Here is a 15,717-nt window from a genome sequence, read left to right on the forward strand (position 1 = left end):
AACCACCGGCGCCCCACCACAACACGCACACCCCCCAACGCCCTCACGAATCGACCCTCATCGCGAACTTCGGCGCCCCACAACCACCCAACCACACAACCACCTAACCACAACCCGCACACCCCCCAACGCCCTCACGAATCGACCCTCATCGCGAACTTCGGCGCCCCACAACCACCCAACCACACAACCACCTAACCACAACCCGCACACCCCCCAACGCCCGGAACAACTCCCAACATCGCGAACCCCCGGCGCCCCCCCTCACAAGATCCGCCGCGCCCCGGTGATCGCCCGAAAAATCGCCACCTCATTCATCACCGCCTCCTCCCCCACCGCCGCGATAAAAAGTCGTCGACCGCCGGCGCGAAACGCGCACACCGCCAGCTCCTCGCTCTCCAGAAGCGGGTTCTGGCGGCGCAGGGTTTCCAGGTGCGCCTGGCGATGCTCGGGCACCACCGCCATCGTCGGCGCCAGCCCGGCCAACGCCTGCATAAATGGCGTGGGGCAATCAGGAGAGGCCGCCACCATCATCCCCTGCTCATCAACCAGCACGCAGCAGCGAAGCGCGAAGTCGCGCACCACCTGGTCGAGCTGATAGCCCAGCGCCAGCTCCGGACGCTCGGCGCGCCGCCGGCGTCGCTCCGGCTGCTCGGCGGTCGAGATGTCGGGGCGATCGAGTTCTTCGAGGTTCATCATTGCGTCCTTCCCTGGTCGCAGGTTGGCCATCCACAGTCACGATCAAACGTGGGCCAAGCCTAGCAAGGGAAGAAAGGGACGCAATTTTTTGGGGCGTGGCAGGTAAGGTGACCGTCCCACAGACGGACATCAGCCAGTGTTCATGCGCTCTTCGTCCATCCCCGGGTCAGACATGAACGCGACGTCCACAAGCGGCGAAGACGTCGTGGCTGACGTGCCCCCCCTCAACGACCGCCGCAGCTCGGCGGCGACTCACGACGGGTTAACGCCCAAACGCCATCGCAACCCTGGACATCAACAACTTCCCCATAAACTTGAGCGAGTACGACGAAACGCTCGGTACATCGTCCGGGATCACCACCTCTTCAGACGCGAACTTCGTGCACATCCGCACATCCAGTGGCGGCGCATCGTCTTCAAAACGCGCGCGATAAAGTGACACCCAATGCCTCGAATCCGAGAAGTTCAGATACATCGGCGAGTTGCAACAACTCGCCACCATGCGCGACGTCGCGGAGTCGTCGCGAAGTTTGTAGTCCGTTAAATGAGGCGCTCCCTGACCTACCTCCATACGATCGTTGCGGTACATCACGTACTCGGTGCCCCCACCGTCCCTGGTGACCTTCCCGGCGCCGGGCAACGTCTCGATCTGGCGAGCGCCGGCCTGGCAGTCGTCGCAATAGCAAGACAAGCAGGCGATCGCCTTGCCGGTTAACTTCAACGTCACGCTCCCGCACGTGCACGAAACCTGGTTCACATCACTCTCCATCATCTCCACTCCTTCGACCCCATCTTCAAAACGCCGGGCGTCACAACCGACGCAACAGGCGTCGCTTCATACCACGGTCGTTTCACAACACGCGGGATCGACATCCGCCGCGCAAAAATATTGCCCCTCCCCCCAGAACCTGGCGCTCTCGTCAGGTTGACACTCAACACCCGCCAACACTGACCCGAGACACAGGAGAAGGCTCGACCCGAGGTTGAACACCCCCGTGGTTGTCCCTCGCTCTCAACACATCTCACATAAAAAAGAGCGCCGGCCCTCTTCGGACCGGCGCTCTTCTCACAACCTCACTTCGACGTTACACGCTCAGAAGTACCACCGCGCGTGCCCACCGAAGTTCACAAGGTGAATGTCTACATCCGGCACCACGTAGAGCCCCGGCCGCCACTCCAGCACCAGATCGATCGGCACCGGCTGGAAATGAAACTCCAGCCCCGCCACAAAGGCCGCACCCACTCCCAGCCCACCATCGCCAACGCCCAGCGCTCCGCCACCGCCGAAGTTCCACGCCAGCGTCAGCGCATCGGCCGACGCGATCGCCGGCATGTTGAACAAGAGATCCAACGAGGCGGCCACCCCGTCACATCCGCCCCAGCACCCCGCCGTCAGCTGGAAGGCCGTCGGCCCCGCGGGCAACTTCAGCGAGAGGCCGGAGGCCACCGTCGCCGAGCCAATCCCCACGCCCAGCCCGGTGTTGCGCTGCGCCCAGGCTTCCTGCTCTCCAAGCAGCGAGAAGGTCAACACCACCGCCGCAAACAAACCCATCCATCGCTTCATCATCTACTCCTTTACGTCAAACACATCGATACATCATCGACGAGCAAACCTCGTCCATTACCGCACAAAGTCAAACCGCACGTCGGACCCCGGGGTGAGCATCACCCTGCAAACATGCGGACTTCGCACGTCCCAGGGTCGAACATCAACCCGCGTTGATGCGCTCTTCCGACGACCGAGGGTCGGGCAACGTCCCGCTCCGATCAGCATCCAACGCCCGGCTCAGGAACGAAAAAGCCCGGGCGGACGCCCGGGCTTTTTTACAAACTTCGCCACGCTCTTCTACGCGCGACCTCGATGTGCCGACCTCCGCACAACATCGGCACATCAACCGTGTTGCATGCGCCTCAATGCACCGGCGTCGCCCCATCCCCCGCACCGGTGGGCGGGTTGAGCATGATATCCGGCGGCAAGAGCGGCTGCTTGAGCGCCTCCTGGAAGGCATCGCGATCATCGAGTCGCAGCGCGTGCGCGAGCACCTCGTCCATATGCTCCACCCAGACCACCTCAAGCTGCTTACGCACCTTCTTGGGCACCTCGGGCCAGTCGCGCTTGTTCTCCATCGGCGCGATGACTTTGCGGATGCCCCCGCGATGCGCGGCGATCACCTTCTCTTTGAGCCCGCCAATCGGCAGCACCCGACCGCGGAGCGTGATCTCACCGGTCATCGCCACATCATGCTGCACCGGGATGCGGGTCAGCGCGCTCACAATGCTCGTCGCCATCGTGATACCCGCCGAAGGGCCGTCTTTGGGCAGCGCACCTTCGGGGAAGTGAATGTGCAGGTCGACCTTCTGATGGAAGTCCGGGCTCAAACCTAAGTTCATCGCGCGGGAGCGCACGTAACTCATCGCCGCCTGCGCCGACTCCTGCATCACATCGCCGAGCTTACCGGTGATGATGAACTTGCCCTTACCGGGCATCACGGTGACCTCGCTGACCAGCATCACGCCGCCGTACTGCGTCCAGGCCACGCCGTTGGTCATGCCGACCTCGTCGCGCTCCTCGATCCGCCCCTGGGTGAACTTATGATGCCCCAGGTAATGCGTGACCGCGCGCGCGTTAACGTTAAAGGACTGGTCCTTGCCGCCCTCGACCACCTTGCGCGCGATCTTGCGGCAGACCGTGCCGATCTCCCGCTCCAGGTTACGAACCCCGGCCTCTCGCGTGTAATGGTTGATGATCTGGCTGATCGCGCTCTCGGTGAAGTGCACGTCGACATCGTCGATGCCGTTATTTTCCAGCTGCTTGGGCACCAGATAATGCCGCGAGATCTGCAACTTCTCGTAATCGGTGTAACCCGGGATCTGAATGATCTCCATACGGTCGCGAAGCGGCGCCGGGATCTGCCCCAGGTTGTTGGCCGTGCACAAAAACATGACGTCCGAAAGATCGTAGTCCAGATCCAGGTAGTGATCGTTGAAGGTCGCGTTCTGCTCCGGATCCAGCACCTCCAGCAGCGCGCTGGAAGGATCGCCGCGGAAGTCGGTCGACATCTTGTCGACCTCATCGAGCAAGAGCACCGGGTTGGAGCTTCCCGCCTTACGCAACGACTGAATGATCTTGCCCGGCAGCGCTCCGATGTAGGTGCGGCGGTGGCCGCGGATCTCGGCCTCATCGCGCACGCCACCCAGGCTCAGGCGCACAAACTTGCGGTTGATGGCCCTGGCGATCGAGCGCCCCAGCGAGGTCTTACCCACACCGGGCGGCCCCACCAGACACAGGATCGGACCGCGTGGCTTGCGGATCAGCGCCTTGACCGCCAGGTACTCCAGGATGCGGTCTTTGGGCTTCTCCAGCCCGTAGTGGTCCGCCTCCAGGGTCTCCTCGGCCACCTTCACGTCCAGGCGATCCTCAGTGTATTCGCCCCAGGGAAGGCTGAGCACCCAGTCGATGTAGTTGCGCACCACCGTGGCTTCGGCGCTCATCGGGCTCATCATCTTGAGCTTTTTGAGCTCCCGCTCCAACTTCTCCTGGGCCTCCTCGGAGATGTCTTTTTGCTGAATGCGCTCTTCGAGTTCATCGATCTCGTTTTTGAACTCGTTCTGATCGTTGGGATCTTTAGGCATCGCACCCTGCATGTCGTTGAGGTAGTAGTCGTTCTGCGTGCGCTCCATCTGCTTCTTCACACGCGAGCGGATCTTCTTTTCAACCTTCAACAGCTCAATTTCTTCCTGCATCAGCTCGTAGAGCTGGCGCAGACGCTCCGATACATCGAGCATCTCCAGGATGGACTGTTTGTCGCTGAGCTTCAGCGCCAGCTGCGCGGCGATGGTGTCCGCCAGCAGCGAGGGGTCTTTAACCCGCGCGATCTCCTCGATCATCTCCGAGGGGATGCGCTTGTTCAAATCCACGTACTCCGCAAAGGACGTACGCAAGGTCTGCAAGAGCGTCTGCAGCTCATCATCGAGTGGCGAGGTCTGATCGTCGAGCAGCGAGAAACGCACCTCAAAGAAGTCCTCATTCTCCAGATACGTCTCCAGCCGCACGCGCTGCTGACCGATCACCCGCACCTTCACCGTGCCATCGGGCAGGCGAAAGAGCTGGTCGATCGTCGCCAGCGTCGCCACCTCGTAGATGTCATCGGAGGTCGGCTCGTTGGTCTTGGCCTTCTTCTGCGCGGCGAGCACGATCTGACGATCGCGCTTCATCGCCTCATCGAGCGCGGCGATGCTCTTGTCGCGCCCCACAAAGAGCGGCACCTTCATCGCCGGAAACACCAGGATGTCGCGCAGGGGCAAAAGCGGAAGCGTGGCCTGAGACTCCTCGCCGGAACGCTGCTCATTGGAAGACGCCATATCGCTCTCGTGTGTGGTGCGTCAGTGCGGCCCGACCTCGGGCCCGACCGCTGCTTCTCTACATCCTACCCGCCCTCAACCCATGCCCACTCCGGCATGAGGTGCCGCCCTCTCAGGCGGACTCGGCCGTGGTGGGGTCGAGTTGAATCTGTGCGCCGCTGGCCCGGTTGACCATCTCATCGGTGATCTTGAGCTCTTTGATGTCTTCGCGATCGGGAAGATCGTACATCAGATCCATCATCAAGGTCTCGAGGATCGAGCGCAGCCCTCGCGCCCCGGTCTTATGCGCCAGAGCTGCTCGCGCCACCGAGCGCAGCGCGTCGGGCTCAAACTCCACCTGCACCCCGTCGATGCGGAAGAGCTTACGGTACTGCTTGACCAGCGCGTTCTTCGGCGAGGTGAGGATCTCGACGAGGGCCTCCTCATCGAGCTCTTCCAGGGTGGCGATCACCGGCACGCGTCCCACAAACTCGGGGATCAGGCCAAAGCGCATCAGATCTTCGGGCTGCAGCGTGGCGAAGAGCTCGCTGGCCGAGCGATCGTCGACCTTGCTGATATCGCCGCCAAAGCCCATGCGCTTGTCGCCCACACGCTGCGCGATGATCTGCTCCAGCCCCGAGAAAGCGCCGCCGCAGATAAAGAGAATGTTGGTGGTGTCGATCTGCAAAAAGTCTTGCTGCGGATGCTTGCGCCCACCCTTGGGCGGCACAGACGCCACCGTGCCCTCAATGATTTTCAAGAGCGCCTGCTGCACACCTTCGCCCGAGACATCCCGCGTGATCGAGGGGTTCTCGCCCTTGCGCGAGATTTTGTCGATCTCGTCGATGTAGATGATCCCGCGGCTGGCCTTCTCCACGTCGCCATCGGCGGCCTGAAGCAGGTTCACGATGATGTTCTCCACGTCCTCGCCAACATAGCCGGCCTCGGTGAGGCTGGTGGCGTCGGCGATGGTGAAGGGCACATCGAGGATGCGCGCCAGGGTCTGGGCCAGAAGCGTCTTACCGCTGCCGGTGGGGCCAATCAGCAGAATGTTCGACTTCTGCAGCTCCACCCCGTCGCTATCGACCACGCTGTCGATGCGCTTGTAGTGGTTGTGCACGGCCACCGCCAGGTTGCGCTTGGCCTTCTCCTGGCCGATCACATACTGATCGAGGATCTCCTTGATCTCGATGGGCTTGGGCACGTTGGCAATGCCACTGGTGCGGCTCTCTCGCTCGACCTCCTGGTCGATGATGTCGCCACATAGCCCGATGCACTCATCGCAGATGTAGACGGTGGGTCCGGCAATCAGCTTCTGCACGTCGCGCTGACTCTTCCCGCAGAACGAACAGCACAAGTTGGCGTGACCGCCGCTGCCTTTCTTCGCCATAGAGATATCCTGGTGTCACTGGTCATGCTGCGCCCTCTGGCTGTGAAGACCTTGTGCCTTCACGCTCGGGCCGCTTCTACCCTCGAAAAACGGTGGGTTTCAGGGAGTCATTCCCCGAAACCCACCGGGGCACGTCACGCATCCTATCGGGCGCGCCGTGCCAACTTCAACTTCTGCTCGCTGCCGCAGACGCCACCGCCTTACTTCTCGGGCTGGTCCTGCTTGGCCCGCGGGCTGATCACCTCATCGACCAATCCGTACTCCCGGGCGTCTTCGGCGCTCATGAAGAAGTCGCGATCGGTGTCCCGCTCAATATTCTCCAGGCTCTGGCCGGTGTGGCGAGCCAGGATGCCGTTGAGCGTCTCACGCAACTTCAAGATCTCACGGGCCTGGATGTCGATATCGGTGGCCTGACCACTCAAGCCGCCCATCAGCGGCTGGTGAATCAAGATCCGCGAGTTGGGCAGGCTAAAGCGCCGCCCCGGCTCGCCGGCCGCCAGCAGCACCGCCCCCATTGAGGCGGCCTGCCCCAGACAGATCGTGGTCACCGGCGCTTTGACGTACTGCATCGTATCATAGATCGCCAACCCCGCCGTCACACTCCCGCCCGGAGAGTTGATGTAGAGCGAGATCTCCTTGTCGGGATCATCGCTCTCCAGAAAGAGCAGCTGGGCGATGATGGAGTTGGCGATCTGATCGTTGACCTGAGTACCCAGAAAGATAATCCGGTCTTTGAGCAGTCGACTGAAGATGTCCCAACCGCGCTCTCCGCGGTGGGTTTGTTCGACGACGTTGGGGATAAAGGCCATGGCTCGCTCCTCGTGGTGTTGCTTAACGTTTCGACGCACACATCATTCGACAGCTCAACCGACAGGGGGCGCCGCCTATTCGCGACGCCCGCTGGCGACGCTTATTCGGAGGCTTCCGCGTCGTCGTCTTTCTTGGTGCTCTTCTTCTTGGTCGCCTTCTTCTTGGGCTTGGCCTCGGCCTCACCCTCTTCGGCGCCCTCATCATCCTTCTTGGTGCTCTTCTTCTTGGTCGCCTTCTTCTTGGGCTTGGCCTCGACCTCTTCGGCCGGCGCCGCCTCGGCGTCTTCCGCCTCTTCGGTGGGCCACTCCACGTCGACGATCTCGGCGTCAGCCAGCAACTTCGCGCGCACCTTCTCGAGCAGCGCGGAGGCCTGGGCCTGGCGGAAGCGATCCTGGTTCTGCATCACAAAGGCCCGGTACTGCTGGGCGTTGGCTCCAACCTCAGCACCGCGGCGCTCAAAGTAAGCGGAGAGATCCTCTTCTTCGACCTTGAGGTTCTCTTTGCGGGCGATCTCCATGAGCAAGAACTCACGCTTGATCTGCTCGACGACGTCTTCGCGGATGCTCTCGGCGATCGCCTCCACGCTCAGCCCGAACTGCGCCGGGTCGATGCCCTGCTGGGCGAACATCTGCAGACGCTGGCGCGCCGCCTGGGTGACCTGCTCGTCGAGGAAGCTCGGCGGCAGCTCAAAGGTGTTCTGCTCCAGAAGCGTCGTCATCATCGAGTCGATCGCCAGCTGCTCCGCTTCTTTCTGACGCTGCTCTTCAAGACGCGTGCGGATCGCCGAGCGCACCTCCAGCAGCGTCTCGCCCTGGCCGGTGGTCTTGGCAAACTCATCGTCGAGCTCCGGGAGCACCTTGCGCTCGACCTTGGTCACGGTCAGGCGGATCGGCAACTTCTGGCCGCGCAGCTCTTCGACCGGGAAGTCGTCCTGCGCGTCGATCTCCGAGTCGACCACCGCGTCAAAGCCCTGACCGGTGAGCGCATCTTCGATGCCCGGGAGGGTCTGACCCGAGCCGATCTCCACCTGCACGCCGCTGGAGCGCATGTCTTTAAGCTCAGGATGCTCGCCCACCGCCTCGAAGTCGACGGTGACGATATCACCGGTCTCAATGACCTCGCGGGTGACCACAGGCTCAAGCTTCGAGTTGTTCTGGCGCAGGTTCTCAAGCTCGGCGTCGACGGCCTCGTTGGCGATCTCCGCTTTGGGCTTCTCGACCTTCACACCCATATAACCGATCGGATCGATCTCGGGGCGCAGCTCGTAATCCACCGTGAACTTCAGCTCACCGCCTTCGTCCAGGGGAATGTCGGTGACCTGGGGCACGCCCACATGCAGGACGTTCTCGGTCTCTTTGAGCATCTTGTTGACGTTGTCGCTGACGAGATCTTCGATCACATCGCGCATCACCGCCTGCCCGTAGCGCTGCTTCATCACCGAGAGCGGGATCTTGCCTTTGCGGAAGCCCGAAATTTTGACGCGATTCGAGAGCTGACGCAGGGCCTTATTGACCTGACGATTGTACTCTTCCGCCTCTACCGTGATCGTCGCGCTACGCGTCAACTCGCCAGTCTCTTCGACCTGATGTGCCATCGGCTTGCTCTCCTTAAGCAGTGCTGCCGTCCTCGTTTACGCCCCGGTCCGGGGGGTGGGGATCGGCCTGATCATCGGCGCCTTTAGCCCCGAGCATGCGGGGCCAAAACGCCTGGTGTTTGTGGTGGCGACTCGCCACTGCGAGCGCCGGTGATGCTGCGGACTGCCGCCCCTTTCTACTGCGGCAATCCTCCATACGAGAGGGGGGACTCGAACCCCCACGGGTTACCCCACTGGAACCTAAATCCAGCGCGTCTACCAATTCCGCCACTCTCGCGTGCGGTGCCTGTCGTGCAAACGATAAAAGCCGAGCCGGGCAGACGCCTCGACCCGGCTTTGGCCGTCATCGCAGGCGACGTCGGCGCGCCGCCTTACTCTCATTATGGGCCAGGAAGGAATCGAACCTTCAACCTGCGGATTAAGAGTCCGTTGCTCTACCGATTGAGCTACTGGCCCCGACCGGTCCGCGCGCTGGGCCGGCGCGTCCCGTCATGTCGAACGCGCCCGGCAGGATTCGAACCTGCGACCTACGGATTCGAAGTCCGGCGCTCTATCCAGCTGAGCTACGGGCGCGGATTTCGCGGCCAAAACCGCGAAACGAAGCGTCTTATGCCACCCCCACCCCTATCGTTCAAGTGTTTTTTTCCCCTTTTTGGGCCCGCCCCACCGCCTCCGCCCCCCTCGCCCTGGTCGCCTTCCGGCGAGCGCTTCGCTTTCAACGACGCCCATAAAAAAAACGCCTCACCGCGACTGCGATAAGGCGTTCTTTTTCGAGGGTGGATAACGGGATTTGAACCCGTGACCTCTGGCACCACAAGCCAGCGCTCTAACCGACTGAGCTATACCCACCGTGCCGACGCCGTTCCAAAAAGGTTGAGCGTCGAACAGGCCGGGAAGTTAATGAGCGTTGAGGTATGTGTCAAGCCTTTCCTGAGCCCCTCCCGGCGATTTTTTTTCGCCGCCGGCGAACTCCCGCGCCCCGGACGTTGACTTTACCTTGAGCGCGCTACGTTTAGAGCCGTCGGCCGGCCGCTGCGATCCGCCTGCCCGCTTCTGGTACACTTTAAGGGGAGATGCCACTGCAACCGGTGCAACTCGCGCCGGTGATGTGCGCAGGGCGTCGCGCCTGCTTCCTTTCCGGTCCATTCGCCCTTATGCGACCTCTGTCGAGAGCCACAGCTTATGTCCGAACCTCCCAACCCCGCCCCCCGCTCCTCGGCGCCCGGATTCTTAATCGCCTCCCCTCGCCTCGACGGCTCCCCCTTTGAGCGCGCGGTGGTCGCCATGGTGCATCATGACGAAGAGGGCGCGATGGGCTTTATCATCAACAAGCCCCTGGAGATCGACTTCGGCTCCCTGATCCAGAGCGTCAACGAGGAGATCACCCCGAAGCTGAGTCCCTCGAGCTTCGAGATGCCGGTCTACTTCGGGGGACCGGTGCGCATCGAGCAGCTCTGGGTGATGTACCGCCGGCTGGAGGTCGACGACAGCGAGGAGGCCGAGCAGCGGCGCCGTCTTCGCCGCATGCGCCAGCGGGGCGACGACGAGGAGCTCACCTTCAACCAGGGCTGGTACCTGGCGGCCAGCGGCGAGATCATTGAGGGCTTTGCTCAGGGGATGCAGGCCGGTGAGTACCGGCCCTTTATCGGCTATGCCGGCTGGGGCCCGGGGCAGCTGGAGCAGGAGATCGAGGAGGGAAGCTGGCTGCTCGATGACTTTCACGCCGAGAGCTTCTTTCAGACCCGCTACGACGCCCAGTGGGACGAGGCGCTGGCGCGCATCGGGGTCAACCCCACGGCCTTCATGATGATGGCGCGCTCGGGCTCGGCCTGAGATCGCGCAGCGCCATGACGGCACGGCGCTTTTCCCCAGAGTTTTCCACAGGTCTTTCACAGGGCGATCGCCCCGCGATCCACAGGGGGCGATCGTGATCACCCGCTGATCCTCGACACGATCGTCTCACATCACCCCTGTTTCAACAGCCTATCTCTTTGAAATCATTCCTGTTTTAAGAACGTGCAAATTTTTCCGACGATCGCCGCGATCGCCAGCATGCGCTTCAACCCCTTTTTTTCCACACCCCTGTGGAAAAATACCTGCGGATTGAATCCCCACCGCTTCTTCGCTGGCCGCAGCGCGTCAAAGTGGCCATACTGAGGCATCGGCACATCCGAAATTGTCTTCCCTTTACCCGGCCCATCCCCCATAACCTGAAGGGCCCGGGCAACGCCGAAGACGCGCGCCCTGTGGCAACACCCCATCGACGGGTCGAGGGCCTCGCGCACGCCGCGGGCCCCGTACCAACCAACTCACGGACGAGTTGGCGCCCCGCCTCGATGAGACTCTCGAGATGTTGTTATTGATGAGCTCCTCCCAGCCCCAAGCGATGTTGCATATGCAAGAAATCTGGAACGCCGCCCTGCTCGAACTCAAGACCAAGGTCAATGAGCATAACTTCACGAACTGGTTCGAGAAGCTGCGCTTTCTTGAATGCAGTGATGAGACGCTCGTGCTCGGGGTCGACGATCCCTTCGTGCAGGTCTGGGTCAACGACAACTACATGGATCTGATCGAGCAGGCCGTGGCCCACGCCGCCGGTCAGCCCCTGAAGATCGCGATCGTGGAGAGCGGCCAGGACGAGCCCATTGAGGTGGAGAACATCGACCTGGACGCCGAGCCGATGGCCGCGCGCTCCGCGCGCCTCGATGGCGAACACGGTCAGGCGGCCCTCTTCGACTTCGGCATCATCGAGCCGGCCTCCCCGGCCGACCTCGACGCCCTGGTGAGCGCGGCGGGCATGAACCCGCGCTATACCTTCGATGAGTTTGTGGTCGGGCCCTCCAACCAGTTTACGCACGCGGCCTGTCAGGCGGTGGCCTCGGGCAGCGGCCAGACCTACAACCCCCTCTTCATCTTCGGCGGGGTGGGCCTGGGCAAGACGCACCTGTTGCAGGCGATCGGCGTGGAGATGCTCCGCCGCGATCCCCGCACCCGCGTGCGCTACCTCTCGGCCGAAGTCTTCATGAACGAGCTGATCGGCAGCCTGCGCCAGAAGACGATGGCCGAGTTCCGCAACCAGTTTCGAAACGACTGCGATCTGCTCCTGATCGATGACATCCAGTTCATCGGCGGCAAGGACTCCACGCAGGAGGAGTTCTTCCACACGTTCAACGCCCTCTATCAGAGCGGCAAACAGATCGTGATGACCTCCGATAAGACCCCGCAGGAGCTGCCCGGCATCGAAGAGCGCCTGGCCAGCCGTTTTGCCTGGGGGTTGATCGCCGATGTGCAGGCCCCCGAGATCGAGACCCGGGTGGCGATCCTGGAGAAGAAGGCCGAGGACAGCCAGATCGCGCTGAGCAAAGAGGTCGTACTGCTTCTGGCCACCGCGATCCGCAGCAACGTGCGCGAGCTCGAAGGCACCCTGGTGCGCATGGTCGCCCAGGCCAAGCTGATGGGCGTGCCGCTCAACACCGATCTGGCCCGCCAGCTGCTCAAGCGCATGAACATCCAGCATGAGCGCAGCCTGGGCGTCGAGCAGATCATCCGCATGGTCGCCTCCCACTTCGACATCAAGCCCTCCGATATCAAAGGCAGCCGACGCACCCGCGCCATTAGCGAGCCGCGTCAGATGGCGATGTACTTAAGCCGCAAGCACACCGGCGAGAGCTACCCGGAGCTGGGGCGTAAGTTTGGGGGCAAGGATCACACCACCGTGCTCACCGCCTTCCGCAAGATCGAAGACCTGGTGGAGATGGGCAATAACGAGTTCGCCACCGCCATCGCGGAGCTTGAGACGCTGCTCCTGCGCTGAAGATCCCCCACAAGCTTCCACGATCGCCCGGGCCCAGCTTGACTTTACGCCATGGGTGATGTTTATTTGCCGCGCTCTGGTCCCCGGCCAAAAATGGGGACCGACGCTGCGCACGCGCCCCACCCCGAAATCCGAGCATTGAAGCGGGGTTAAGGCGCCTTCATTCACGTAGCATTGAGACTCACTGCAACGCATACATTGAACTTCAGAGGTTTAAGATGACCAAGCGTACCTACCAACCGAGCAAAGTGAAGCGCCGCCGCACCCACGGATTCCGCAAGCGCATGAAGACCGTCGGCGGCCGTCTGACCGTCAAGCGTCGCCGCTCCCGCGGCCGCAAGCAGCTCGCTGTGACCAAGCACAAGAAGTAAGACTTGAGCGTCCCACGCCTGGACGAAGAATGGGTCTTTCGCTTCGACGCCTCTCGCCACAAACCGCCGGTGCCGCTCTCGCGCGCAGGTGGAATGAACGCGGGCTCCAAGCAAACCCGTCACTCCCACTCCAGGCCGGCCAGTGAGTGCATTGATCACACCCTCGAATCAAGGTGAACCCGCTCCCGGGGCGGAGGGACACGATCAGCGACTGCGAAAGTCGGAGCGTCTTTTGAAGCGCTCCGACTTTTTGCGCACTCGCCGCAAGGGACGCCGCTATGAAGGGCGGTGGACGGTGGTCTACTGCAACGCCAACTCGCTTGGTCATCCCCGCCTGGGGGTGACGGTAAGCAAGAAGGTTGGCAACGCCGTCTGTCGCAACCGCTGGAAGCGACGCCTGCGCGAAATATTTCGGCGCAACAAGGCGCTCTTTGGCCAGAGCCACGATACGGTGGTGATCGTCAAAGCGGGCAGCGAGCATCCGGCGTATGAGGAGCTGGTCGCCGACCTGCTCCAATCGGTGGCGCGAGCTCAAAGGCCGCGCCGCCCCCGCGCGGAGCGTCGCTGATGTGCCAGGAGCACGCCACACACGACCAGGGGAACCTCACCGGACCTGAGGATCTTGAGCTTGCCAGCGACGGTACGCTTCAAGATGCGCAGGTGCTGGTGCGCCCGGGTCTGCTGGCGGCCTGGGGCATCGCGATGGTGCGTTTTTACCAGCGCGCCCTCTCCCCCCTGCTCCCTCCGATGTGCCGTTATCGCCCGACCTGCTCCTCGTATATGGTCGAGGCGCTGCGGCGTTATGGCTTCTTTAAAGGCGGCTTTCTCGGGCTCAAACGCCTGCTGCGCTGCCATCCCTTACGCCCGGGCGGCTACGATCCCGTCCCCTGATCGGACGGGCTTCTCAGAGCCCCCCGGACCTCAAACTGCGAACGCGTCATGGAACAAAAACGCTTCATTCTGGCGATGAGCCTGATCACCGTCGTCTTCATTGTCTGGCAGGCCGTCATGGGCCCCGATCCCGGCCAGCTGGCCCCGGAGGATGGCGAAGCCGTCACCGAGCAGAGCGCGGAGAGCGGCGGCGATGCCGCCACGCCGCCGGCCGAGGGCGATGGTGAGGGGACCGAGGTGGCTCAGGCGATGCCCGCCGCTGAGCCCGATGACGCCCCGATCGAAGCGCCGGAGATCGAAGAGCGCTCCGATGTGCTCGCCAGCGATAAGGTTAGCGTGACCCTGAACAACCAGGGCGCGGTCGCCACCGACATTCAGGTCACCTCCCCGGATCAGTACGCCGGCGAGGGCGGCGATCTGCTGCGTTCCTTTGAGGAAGACGCCCCGGCCTACCCCTTCACCACGCGCTTTCGCGCACAGAATATTCAGGTGGCCCCGGACGCCGGCTACGAGCTCATTGAGGACTTAAGCGAGCTCAACGCCGACGGTGAGACCTTCAACAAGATCACCTACCGCTACACCGATCCGCGCGGGCGCTTCAGCGTCGATAAGATCTACGCCATCAACGGTGAGAAGCCCTACGTGGTGGACTTCGACGTGGTGGTGCACAACCGCCTCACCGATGTGCGTCTGGTCGACACGCTGCTCGTCGACGTGATCGGCAAAGACGATCCCAACCGCAAGTCCAACTTCCTGGACTTCCGCCCCGATCAGCTGGAGGCGGTCTGCCGCAACAGCGACGACATCGAGCGCACCCTCTTTGAGCAGCTCGAAGAGACGACGACCTTTAGCCAGTATCCGGTGATCTGGGCCGGCGCCGACACCCGCTACTTTTTGATGGCGGCGATCCCGGAGTCGGGCGCTGAGTCCTGTGTCTTTGAGCGCCTCGACGGCGACTACCTGCGCACCAACCTGACCTACGAAGGCTTCTCGATCGCGCCGAACGAGCGCTACACCGAGAGCCACCTGCTCTACCTGGGCCCCAAAGATTACGGTGTGCTCAAAGACGTGGGCTACCGCATCGAAGAGGCCGTCGATTACGGACTTCTCACCGTGCTGGCGCGTCCGCTGCGCGCGCTCCTGGTGTTCTTCTTCGGCTTCACCGGCAACTGGGGCATCGCGATCATTTTGCTCACCCTGCTCATCAAACTTTTGAGCTGGCCGCTGACCCAGAAGGCCTACGTGAGCGCCGAGCGCATGAAGCAGATTCAGCCCATCATCAAAGAGATCCGCGAGAAGTACGAGAACGACCAGCAGCGCATGACCGAAGAGACCATGAAGGTCTTCAAGGAGCATAACGTCAGCCCGCTGGGGTGCTTGCCGATGCTCCTGCAGATGCCGATCCTCTACGGGCTCTTCGTGATGATCTACAACTCGGTGGAGCTCTATCAGGCCGACTTCCTGTGGTACACCGACCTCTCGGCGCCCGATCCGATCTTCCTTCTCCCGATCATCATGGGAGCGGTGATGGTGATTCAGCAGCGCCTGACGATGGTCGACCAGAGCAACCCGCAGATGGCGATGATGATGAAGATCATGCCCATCATGTTCACCGCCTTCATGCTCTTTTTGCCCGCCGGCCTGGTGCTCTACTACCTGCTCAACCTGGTGCTGGGGCTTCTGCAGCAGTACATGATCAAGCGGCAGTTCGCGGCGACCGACGAAGGCGCCACCACCACCTGAGCGTCCCCCTCATTGACTCGACGTTGCGGCCGCATCGGGCGGCCACCTTCCAAGGATGAATGCT

The 15,717-nt window shown here is 62.3% G+C and carries 14 protein-coding genes and 4 tRNA genes; 6 read left to right on the forward strand and 12 right to left on the reverse strand.

Annotated elements, in window-relative coordinates:
• Positions 1–264: 264 nt before the first annotated feature.
• The 11 genes from FRC96_RS02995 to FRC96_RS03045 all read right to left on the reverse strand — a co-directional run bounded on the left by FRC96_RS02995 (position 265) and on the right by FRC96_RS03045 (position 9,683).
• Positions 265–696 (reverse strand): hypothetical protein, encoded by a 432-nt coding sequence (locus FRC96_RS02995; protein ID WP_146972574.1) that lies wholly within the window; start codon positions 694–696, stop codon positions 265–267.
• Positions 697–961: 265 nt separating this feature from the next.
• Complete coding sequence (locus tag FRC96_RS03000; protein WP_146972576.1) at positions 962–1,471, reverse strand: GFA family protein; 510 nt, start codon at positions 1,469–1,471, stop codon at positions 962–964.
• A gap of 321 nt (positions 1,472–1,792) precedes the next feature.
• Positions 1,793–2,263: a hypothetical protein gene (locus FRC96_RS03005; protein WP_146972578.1), complete on the reverse strand. Its 471-nt coding sequence runs from the start codon at positions 2,261–2,263 to the stop codon at positions 1,793–1,795.
• 347 nt (positions 2,264–2,610) lie between these two features.
• Entirely contained in the window at positions 2,611–5,061 is a 2,451-nt protein-coding gene (gene lon / locus FRC96_RS03010) for an endopeptidase La (RefSeq protein WP_146972580.1), read from the reverse strand.
• Positions 5,062–5,173: 112 nt separating this feature from the next.
• Positions 5,174–6,430, reverse strand: a complete 1,257-nt coding sequence (gene clpX / locus FRC96_RS03015) for an ATP-dependent Clp protease ATP-binding subunit ClpX (protein ID WP_146972582.1) — start codon at positions 6,428–6,430, stop codon at positions 5,174–5,176.
• Between the two features lie 200 nt (positions 6,431–6,630).
• On the reverse strand, positions 6,631–7,278 hold the full coding sequence (gene clpP, locus FRC96_RS03020; RefSeq protein WP_283808880.1) for an ATP-dependent Clp endopeptidase proteolytic subunit ClpP: 648 nt from the start codon (positions 7,276–7,278) through the stop codon (positions 6,631–6,633).
• Positions 7,279–7,340: 62 nt separating this feature from the next.
• A complete protein-coding gene (gene tig, locus FRC96_RS03025) occupies positions 7,341–8,834 on the reverse strand; it encodes a trigger factor (protein WP_146972585.1) in 1,494 nt (497 codons plus the stop codon).
• Between the two features lie 195 nt (positions 8,835–9,029).
• Positions 9,030–9,111: transfer RNA gene (locus tag FRC96_RS03030), tRNA-Leu, on the reverse strand.
• A 106-nt stretch (positions 9,112–9,217) separates the two neighbouring features.
• Positions 9,218–9,290: transfer RNA gene (locus FRC96_RS03035), tRNA-Lys, on the reverse strand.
• Between the two features lie 43 nt (positions 9,291–9,333).
• A tRNA-Arg gene (locus FRC96_RS03040) sits at positions 9,334–9,407 on the reverse strand.
• Positions 9,408–9,609: 202 nt separating this feature from the next.
• Positions 9,610–9,683 (reverse strand) — tRNA-His (locus FRC96_RS03045).
• 333 nt (positions 9,684–10,016) lie between these two features.
• Here FRC96_RS03045 and FRC96_RS03050 point away from each other — a divergent pair.
• Positions 10,017–10,667, forward strand: a complete 651-nt coding sequence (locus tag FRC96_RS03050; RefSeq protein ID WP_146972587.1) for a YqgE/AlgH family protein — start codon at positions 10,017–10,019, stop codon at positions 10,665–10,667.
• A 164-nt stretch (positions 10,668–10,831) separates the two neighbouring features.
• On the opposite strand, the gene FRC96_RS03055 is transcribed toward FRC96_RS03050, so the two are convergent.
• Positions 10,832–11,119, reverse strand: coding sequence for a hypothetical protein (locus FRC96_RS03055; RefSeq protein ID WP_146972589.1), 288 nt, complete (start codon positions 11,117–11,119; stop codon positions 10,832–10,834).
• A 65-nt stretch (positions 11,120–11,184) separates the two neighbouring features.
• Here FRC96_RS03055 and dnaA point away from each other — a divergent pair, with 65 nt between their 5' ends.
• The 5 genes from dnaA (at position 11,185) to yidC (ending at position 15,653) form a co-directional block, all read left to right on the forward strand.
• Positions 11,185–12,648: a chromosomal replication initiator protein DnaA gene (dnaA, locus tag FRC96_RS03060; protein WP_146972591.1), complete on the forward strand. Its 1,464-nt coding sequence runs from the start codon at positions 11,185–11,187 to the stop codon at positions 12,646–12,648.
• 218 nt (positions 12,649–12,866) lie between these two features.
• Positions 12,867–13,019: a 50S ribosomal protein L34 gene (gene rpmH / locus FRC96_RS03065; RefSeq protein ID WP_146972593.1), complete on the forward strand. Its 153-nt coding sequence runs from the start codon at positions 12,867–12,869 to the stop codon at positions 13,017–13,019.
• A 232-nt stretch (positions 13,020–13,251) separates the two neighbouring features.
• On the forward strand, positions 13,252–13,587 hold the full coding sequence (gene rnpA, locus FRC96_RS03070) for a ribonuclease P protein component (RefSeq protein WP_249776211.1): 336 nt from the start codon (positions 13,252–13,254) through the stop codon (positions 13,585–13,587).
• Positions 13,588–13,721: 134 nt separating this feature from the next.
• Positions 13,722–13,910: a membrane protein insertion efficiency factor YidD gene (yidD, locus tag FRC96_RS22720; protein ID WP_230469826.1), complete on the forward strand. Its 189-nt coding sequence runs from the start codon at positions 13,722–13,724 to the stop codon at positions 13,908–13,910.
• 48 nt (positions 13,911–13,958) lie between these two features.
• On the forward strand, positions 13,959–15,653 hold the full coding sequence (gene yidC / locus FRC96_RS03080) for a membrane protein insertase YidC (protein WP_146972599.1): 1,695 nt from the start codon (positions 13,959–13,961) through the stop codon (positions 15,651–15,653).
• Positions 15,654–15,717: the final 64 nt, after the last annotated feature.

The organism is Lujinxingia vulgaris, assembly GCF_007997005.1.
Classification (GTDB): domain Bacteria; phylum Myxococcota_A; class Bradymonadia; order Bradymonadales; family Bradymonadaceae; genus Lujinxingia.

What these genes read in the sequence shown, in the direction of transcription:
- FRC96_RS02995 (WP_146972574.1), bottom strand. Translation starts at nt 696, where the DNA reads ATGAACCTCGAAGAACTCGATCGCCCCGACATCTCGACCGCCGAGCAG.
- FRC96_RS03000 (WP_146972576.1), bottom strand. Translation starts at nt 1,471, where the DNA reads ATGATGGAGAGTGATGTGAACCAGGTTTCGTGCACGTGCGGGAGCGTG.
- FRC96_RS03005 (WP_146972578.1), bottom strand. Translation starts at nt 2,263, where the DNA reads ATGAAGCGATGGATGGGTTTGTTTGCGGCGGTGGTGTTGACCTTCTCG.
- lon (WP_146972580.1), bottom strand. Translation starts at nt 5,061, where the DNA reads ATGGCGTCTTCCAATGAGCAGCGTTCCGGCGAGGAGTCTCAGGCCACG.
- clpX (WP_146972582.1), bottom strand. Translation starts at nt 6,430, where the DNA reads ATGGCGAAGAAAGGCAGCGGCGGTCACGCCAACTTGTGCTGTTCGTTC.
- tig (WP_146972585.1), bottom strand. Translation starts at nt 8,834, where the DNA reads ATGGCACATCAGGTCGAAGAGACTGGCGAGTTGACGCGTAGCGCGACG.
- FRC96_RS03050 (WP_146972587.1), top strand. Translation starts at nt 10,017, where the DNA reads ATGTCCGAACCTCCCAACCCCGCCCCCCGCTCCTCGGCGCCCGGATTC.
- dnaA (WP_146972591.1), top strand. Translation starts at nt 11,185, where the DNA reads ATGTTGTTATTGATGAGCTCCTCCCAGCCCCAAGCGATGTTGCATATG.
- rpmH (WP_146972593.1), top strand. Translation starts at nt 12,867, where the DNA reads ATGACCAAGCGTACCTACCAACCGAGCAAAGTGAAGCGCCGCCGCACC.
- yidD (WP_230469826.1), top strand. Translation starts at nt 13,722, where the DNA reads ATGGTGCGTTTTTACCAGCGCGCCCTCTCCCCCCTGCTCCCTCCGATG.
- yidC (WP_146972599.1), top strand. Translation starts at nt 13,959, where the DNA reads ATGGAACAAAAACGCTTCATTCTGGCGATGAGCCTGATCACCGTCGTC.